Below are 7,068 nucleotides of genomic sequence, written 5' to 3'. Positions count from 1 at the left end.
GCGCGGTCGAGCGTCGGGCGGGCGCGCGCRGCCTGCACGCGCGCGATGGCGGCGGCATCCGGCGCATAGAACCCGGCGTGGTCGTAGCGCCGGCGCGGGCCGAAGCCCCACAGCTCGACGAGGGCACCGGCGGCCGGGTCATAGGCGCCGCCGCTCGCATCGTGCGCCCACAGCGCGTAATCCACGACCTCGAAGAATTGCGTCGGCAGGTCGATCCACGTGCCGGCCGGGGCGCGGTTGTAGCGGGACAGCAGCGAGTCGTCTTCCCAGTGGCTCATCTGCGCGACGATCGCGTCCAGTTCGGCCTGCAGCGCCCCCTGGGCACCGGCTATGCCCGGACCCGCGACGCGCGCCGACCAGGTCGTGCCCATGCTGGCGCCATGCAACGAATGCACGCGGCTGCCCGGCGGCGGCACGGACGGGTCGATGTCGAGCGGGATCAGGACTGCGCGATCAGGCAAGAATCACTCCGGCAGGATCTCGAACGTGGCCGAGTAGCTGTAGCGCTTCGCCGGGCCGTCCATGCCGCGCGGGGCGTTGGCCGGCTCAGTTGCTGGATACTTGGCGCTGAGCCAGTACAAGTTCGGCGAAGGCAGCGTGAACGTGGCGTCGCCGTTGGCGTCCGTCGTCAGCCGCACCTCGTTCAGGGTGCCGCGGTATTTGACGCCGCCCGGGATCAGGCTGAACGGGAAATTCGCCAGCGGCTTGCCGTCGAGCTGGAAACGGAACTTCGCCTTCTCTCCCGTGCGCAGCTCGGTCGGATTCGTCAGCGCGACGAGTTCCAGGCCGGATCCGGTGGGCTTCAGGGCGCCCGCCGACGGCTTGTTCAGGGTGACGAACGTGTCCTGGCGCTGCACCATCGTCATGCTGCGCACCTCGGTGGCGCCGGCCGGGATCTCGTCCCTGACGGTTTGCTCGGTCGCACGGAAGCGTTTCATTTCGCCGTTCAGCTTATAGGAACCCATCACATTGACGGCGGCCAGCGTCACGCGGTAGGTGCCGTCCTTCGGCAAGCGGATGTCGACGGTCGAGCGGTGCTTGCCGACGACGGCCGCCGGGGCCGGAGCGGTGGCGCCGTCCGGGTCGGTGACGGTCAGGCCGTCCAGCTTCTGCGGCATGTGGTCCGTTTCGAACAGGCCTTCCGAGATGGCGGCGTCGATGGTCGCCCAGGCTTCGCCGCGGTCGGACTCGATGAGGCTCGTGTTCGGGATCATCCATGGACGATGCGCCTGCGCGGCGCAGGCGATACCGGCCAGGGCGAGGGCAATGGCGATCTGCTTGATGTGCATGTCGGCTTCCTTACTGGATGGCGACCGAGACGGCGCCCAGTTCTTCCTTGCCGGCCGCCGTCGCCGCCACCTTGCCGTTCGGCTGCCACGTGAACGGCACGCGCACGAGTTCGCGGCCACCCGCTTCGCGCGCCGCCTCGACCACGAGCCGGTAATCGCCGGCCGGCAGCTTGTCCAGGCCGGCGCGCGCGGCCGGGAAGGTCAGCGTCTGCACGCCGGCCGTGCGGGTGGCGCCGCTCACGCCATCCATCGGCAAGGTGACGTCGCGGCCGGCCTTTCTCCACCACGTGCGCAAGTCCTTGACCCACCTGGTGCCGGCGTTGTCGCGCTTCTTGACGTCGTACAGGACGACCAGGGTGTTGGCGACGCCCTGGTCGGCGCGCTCGATCCAGATCGCGACGTAGGGCTTGTGGTATTCCGCCACGTTCAGTTGCGGCAGTTCGAACTTGACGGTGAGGTCGGCAGCCATGGCCCAGCCCGAGGCCGCGGCGAGCGGCAGGGTCAGGGCGAGCGAGTGGGACAGTTTCATGTCGGCTTTCGATGAATTATTTAGTTTAGTAAATGAATCAGTGCACAAAAAGCAGGGCCAGCACGATCGGCAGCACGATGCCGAAGCCGATCACGGGCCAGGTCGACGGCCGGTTGGCCGTGTGGTATTTCATGATCAGGAAACCGGTGATGCAAAAGACGAGGCAGGCGATGGCGAAGATATCGATGAACCAGCTCCAGACGGCACCCGCGTTGCGGCCCTTGTGCATGTCGTTCAGCCACGAGATCCAGCCGCGGTCCGTCCTTTCGTATTCGGCATTGCCGTCGACGCCGATGCGCAGCCAGGCGTCGCCGCCGGGGCGGGGCAGGGCGACGTAGGCGTCTTCCTCGCTCCATTCGGCGCGCACGCCCCGGACCTGGACGGGGAACGTCTGTTCGGCCCAGTCGGCCAGCGGTGCGGGCAGCGGCACATTGGCATCCGCGTGGCCGGCGGCGAAGTCGTCGATCTGCGTGCGCAGTTGTGGCGGCAACTGGGCCTTCTGGCGGGTGACGACCGGCCTGGCCTCGATCTGCGACGCATGGTTCAGCGTGAATCCGGTGACGGCGAACAACAGCATGGCCATCAGGCAGAGGGCGGAACTGATCCAGTGCCATTGATGCAACTGGCGCAACCAGACGGCGCGGCGCACGCCGGGGACGGCCGGTGTCGTGGTGGTGGGAACTGGGGAAGAAGAGCCGGTCGAGTGCATCCGTAAATGATAACGATTATCATTTATTGCGTCAACGGGGCCGTTCATGACAACTTGACATTGTGCGTAAATGTCATTTGGAAATAAATAAAATGTCGGTGTGGAGTCTGCCGGTTCCCTATCCTTGCGTTACAATACCGTGCGCAAATGGGCAGGTCGGCCGCATTGATTTGCCTGAAGAGTCCTTCCCTCACAACTTGATATGTAGTAAGTGCGATCCGCTAACCGGTCAGGCCGTGTCGCGGAAGGTTAGATTAACCCGCCCCATACTCGCGAAGCGCGAAGAAAGGTGAGCAAGAATGATGCAACAATATAACGCCAACTCGTACCTGTTCGGCGGTAATGCGCCGTACGTGGAAGAGTTGTACGAAGCGTACCTGAACAATCCGGGCTCGGTGCCCGACAACTGGCGTGCTTATTTCGACGCGATGCAACACATGCCCGCCGTCGACGGTACCGCCAAGCCGGACGTGGATCACTCGTCCGTGATCGCCTCGTTCGCCGAACGCGCCAAGCAGGGCCCGATCCGCACCGTGACCGCCTCGCCGGACGCGGAACTCGGCCGCAAGCGCGTCGCCGTGACCCAGCTGATCGCCGCTTACCGCTACCTCGGCTCGCGCTGGGCCAACCTGGATCCGCTGCAGCGCCAGGAACGTCCGCCGATCCCGGAACTCGATCCGGGCTTCTATGGTTTCACCGAAGCCGACCTCGATACCAAATTCAATATCAGCAACACCTATTTCGGCCAGGAAACCGCATCGCTGCGCGACCTGCTGAACATGTTGCGCGATACCTACTGCCGTTCCATCGGCGCGGAATTCATGTATGTCAGCGATCCGACCGAGAAGCGCTGGCTGCAGGAGAAGCTCGAGTCGATCCGCTCGACCCCGACCTTCACCGCTGAAAAGAAAAAGCACATCCTCGAGCGCCTGACCGCGGCCGAAGGCCTGGAGCGCTACCTCCACACCAAGTACGTCGGCGCCAAGCGCTTTTCGCTTGAAGGCGGCGAATCGTTCATCGCCTCGATGGACGAGGTGATCCGCCGCGCCGGTGAGCAGGGCGTGCAGGAAATCGTCATCGGCATGGCCCACCGCGGCCGCCTGAACGTGCTGGTCAACACCCTGGGCAAGGCCCCGTCCGAGCTGTTCGAAGAGTTCGAAGGCAAGCACGCCGACGACCTGCCGTCGGGCGACGTGAAATACCACCAGGGCTTCTCGAGCGACGTCTCGACTCCGGGCGGCCCGGTCCACCTGTCGCTGGCGTTCAACCCGTCGCACCTGGAAATCGTCAACCCGGTCGTGGAAGGCTCGGTCAAGGCGCGCATGGAGCGCCGTGGCGACCGCAAGGGCAAGGAAGTCCTGCCGATCCTCGTGCACGGCGACGCCGCCTTCGCCGGCCAGGGCGTCGTGATGGAGACGCTGAACCTGGCGCAGACCCGCGGCTACGGCACGGGCGGCACGGTCCACCTCGTCATCAACAACCAGATCGGCTTCACCACGTCCGACCCGCGCGACGCGCGCTCGACGCTGTACTGCACCGACGTCGTCAAGATGATCGAGGCACCGGTGCTGCACGTGAACGCCGACGATCCGGAAGCCGTCGTGCTGGCCACGCAGATCGCGATGGACTACCGCACCGAGTTCCACAAAGACGTCGTCGTCGACATCATCTGCTACCGCAAGCTGGGCCACAACGAGCAGGACACCCCGGCCCTGACCCAGCCGCTGATGTACAAGAAGATCGCCAAGCACCCGGGCACCCGCAAGATGTACGCGGACAAGCTGGCCGCGCAGGGCACCATCGCCGCCGACGGCGGTGACCAGCTGGTCGCCGAATACCGCGCCGCGATGGACGCCGGCAAGCACACGGTCGACCCGATCCTGACCGACTTCAAGAACAAGTACGCCGTCGACTGGGCACCGTTCCTGAACAAGAAGTGGACCGACGCCGCCGACACCGCCGTGCCGCTGACCGAGCTGAAACGCCTGGCCCAGCGCATCACGACCGTGCCGGAAAACTTCAAGCTGCACTCGCTCGTCGAGAAAGTGCTGGGCGACCGCGCCACGATGGGCCGCGGCGAGATGAACCTCGACTGGGGCATGGGCGAACACCTGGCCTACGCATCGCTGCTGGCATCGGGCTACGCCGTCCGCCTGTCGGGCCAGGACGCCGGCCGCGGCACGTTCGTGCACCGCCACGCCGTGCTGCACGACCAGAACCGCGAGCGTTGGGACCAGGGCATCTACCTGCCGCTGGCGAACGTGTCGGAGAACCAGGCCAACTTCACCGTCATCGACTCCGTGCTGTCGGAAGAAGCGGTGCTGGGCTTCGAATACGGCTACTCGACCGCCGAGCCGAACACGCTGACGATCTGGGAAGGCCAGTTCGGCGACTTCGTGAACGGTGCGCAGGTCGTGATCGACCAGTTCATCGCCTCGGGCGAAGTGAAGTGGGGCCGCGCCTCGGGTCTCGTCATGATGCTGCCGCACGGTTACGAAGGCCAGGGTCCGGAGCACTCGTCGGCCCGCATCGAGCGTTTCCTGCAACTGTGCGCCGACCACAACATGCAAGTCGTGCAGCCGACCACGGCCGCGCAGATCTTCCACCTGCTGCGCCGCCAGATGGTGCGCCAGTTCCGCAAGCCGCTGGTCATCTTCACGCCGAAGTCGCTGCTGCGTAACAAGGACGCCGGCTCGCCGCTGACCGACCTGGCCAAGGGCGGTTTCCAGACCGTCATCGGCGAACTGGACGACAAGATCGACGCCAACAAGGTCAAGCGCGTGATCGCGTGCTCGGGCAAGGTCTACTACGACCTGGTCAACGCACGCAAGACGCGCGGCACGACCGACACCGCCATCGTCCGTATCGAGCAGCTGTATCCGTTCCCGCACAAGGCGTTCCAGGCCGAACTGAAGAAGTTCCCGAACGTCACCGAAGTGGTGTGGGCGCAGGACGAGCCGCAGAACCAGGGTCCGTGGTTCCAGATCCAGCACAACGTGTTCGAAAGCATGGAAACGGGTCAGCGCCTGGCGTACGCCGGCCGTCCGGCTTCCGCGTCCCCCGCTGTCGGCTACACCGACAAGCACGTGGCGCAGCAGAAGGAACTGCTGGAAACCGCGTTCTCGAAGTTGAAGGGGTTCGTCCTCACCAAGTGAGGACGAGGGGCGCCACACGCTCGCACGTGCGGCTCCTGACCAAACAAGCAGCGCTTTTATGACCCCGCGCCGTCCGCGCGGGGTTTTTTGCACAGAATAGAAAAACGGAGTTTTTTAAATGGCACAAATCGAAGTCAAGGTCCCCCAATTGTCGGAATCGGTCGCTGAAGCGACCCTGCTGTCGTGGCACAAGAAAGTCGGCGAAGCCGTCTCGCGCGACGAGAACCTGATCGACATCGAGACCGACAAGGTGGTCCTGGAACTGCCGGCCCCGGCTGCCGGCGTGATCGTGCAAATCATCAAGAACGACGGCGGTACCGTCGTCTCGGGCGAAGTCATCGCCATCATCGACACCGAAGCCTCGGCTGGCGCCAGCCCGCAGCAGGTGTCCGCCGCGCCGGCCGCCGCTGAAGCTCCGGCCGCCGCGCCGGCAGCCGGCGCATCGACGGGTTCCAAAGGCAACGTCGCCATGCCGGCCGCCGCCAAGATTTTGGCCGACAATAACCTGACCGCTCTAGATGCCACCGGCACCGGCCGTGACGGCCGCGTGACCAAGGGCGATGCCCTGGCCGCCGTCGCCAACAAACCTGCTGTCGCCGCTCCGGCCCCGCTGCAGCAGGCCGCGCCGAAGGCAGCCCTGCCGCAAGTGGCCGCGCCAAGCGTCAACCTGGGCGACCGTCCGGAAGAGCGCGTGCCGATGAGCCGCCTGCGCGCCCGTATCGCCGAGCGCCTGCTGCAGTCGCAGTCGACCAACGCCATCCTGACGACGTTCAACGAAGTCAACATGGCGCCGGTCATGGAAATGCGCGCCAAGTACAAGGACAAGTTCGAGAAGGAACACGGCGTCAAGCTGGGCTTCATGTCGTTCTTCGTCAAGGCTGCCGTCGCCGCCCTGAAGAAGTACCCGATCCTGAACGCGTCGGTCGACGGTAACGACATCATCTACCACGGCTACTTCGACATCGGTATCGCCGTCGGTTCGCCGCGCGGCCTCGTCGTGCCGATCCTGCGCAATGCCGACCAGATGTCGATCGCCGAGATCGAGAAGAAGATCGGCGAATTCGGCCAGAAAGCCAAGGACGGCAAGCTCACGCTGGAAGACCTGACGGGCGGTACGTTCTCGATCTCGAACGGCGGCACCTTCGGTTCGATGCTGTCGACCCCGATCATCAACCCGCCGCAGTCGGCGATCCTGGGCGTGCACGCGACCAAGGACCGCGCCGTCGTCGAGAACGGCCAGATCGTCATCCGCCCGATGAACTACCTGGCGATGTCGTACGACCACCGCATCATCGACGGCCGCGAAGCCGTCCTGGGCCTGGTCGCGATGAAGGACGCGCTGGAAGATCCGGCCCGCCTGCTGCTCGACCTGTAATCACCACGGCC

The 7,068-nt window shown here is 65.1% G+C and carries 6 protein-coding genes; 2 read left to right on the top strand and 4 right to left on the bottom strand.

The genetic code is table 11. The features are described from left to right. The 4 genes from AC1DYX_RS06960 to AC1DYX_RS06945 all read right to left on the bottom strand — a co-directional run. The coding region (locus AC1DYX_RS06960) for an FAD:protein FMN transferase (RefSeq protein WP_477257655.1) at positions 1–461 on the bottom strand (461 nt) is incomplete at its 3' end. Positions 462–464: 3 nt separating this feature from the next. Further along, a complete protein-coding gene (locus tag AC1DYX_RS06955; RefSeq protein WP_477257653.1) occupies positions 465–1,289 on the bottom strand; it encodes a DUF4198 domain-containing protein in 825 nt (274 codons plus the stop codon). A 10-nt stretch (positions 1,290–1,299) separates the two neighbouring features. Next, positions 1,300–1,818: a DUF2271 domain-containing protein gene (locus AC1DYX_RS06950; protein WP_477257651.1), complete on the bottom strand. Its 519-nt coding sequence runs from the start codon at positions 1,816–1,818 to the stop codon at positions 1,300–1,302. Positions 1,819–1,855: 37 nt separating this feature from the next. After that, a complete protein-coding gene (locus AC1DYX_RS06945) occupies positions 1,856–2,527 on the bottom strand; it encodes a PepSY-associated TM helix domain-containing protein (RefSeq protein ID WP_477257649.1) in 672 nt (223 codons plus the stop codon). 299 nt (positions 2,528–2,826) lie between these two features. On the opposite strand from AC1DYX_RS06945, the gene AC1DYX_RS06940 reads away from it, so the two are divergent. Together AC1DYX_RS06940 and odhB are read left to right on the top strand one after the other, a co-directional pair. Beyond that, positions 2,827–5,682: a 2-oxoglutarate dehydrogenase E1 component gene (locus AC1DYX_RS06940; protein ID WP_477257647.1), complete on the top strand. Its 2,856-nt coding sequence runs from the start codon at positions 2,827–2,829 to the stop codon at positions 5,680–5,682. Between the two features lie 118 nt (positions 5,683–5,800). Further along, complete coding sequence (gene odhB / locus AC1DYX_RS06935) at positions 5,801–7,057, top strand: 2-oxoglutarate dehydrogenase complex dihydrolipoyllysine-residue succinyltransferase (protein WP_477257645.1); 1,257 nt, start codon at positions 5,801–5,803, stop codon at positions 7,055–7,057. Positions 7,058–7,068: the final 11 nt, after the last annotated feature.

The sequence above is a fragment of the Massilia sp. P2_C2 genome (assembly GCF_056404615.1).
This window is presented reverse-complemented; position numbering and strand designations above follow the sequence as displayed.

What these genes read in the sequence shown, in the direction of transcription:
- AC1DYX_RS06955 (WP_477257653.1), bottom strand. Translation starts at nt 1,289, where the DNA reads ATGCACATCAAGCAGATCGCCATTGCCCTCGCCCTGGCCGGTATCGCC.
- AC1DYX_RS06950 (WP_477257651.1), bottom strand. Translation starts at nt 1,818, where the DNA reads ATGAAACTGTCCCACTCGCTCGCCCTGACCCTGCCGCTCGCCGCGGCC.
- AC1DYX_RS06945 (WP_477257649.1), bottom strand. Translation starts at nt 2,527, where the DNA reads ATGCACTCGACCGGCTCTTCTTCCCCAGTTCCCACCACCACGACACCG.
- AC1DYX_RS06940 (WP_477257647.1), top strand. Translation starts at nt 2,827, where the DNA reads ATGATGCAACAATATAACGCCAACTCGTACCTGTTCGGCGGTAATGCG.
- odhB (WP_477257645.1), top strand. Translation starts at nt 5,801, where the DNA reads ATGGCACAAATCGAAGTCAAGGTCCCCCAATTGTCGGAATCGGTCGCT.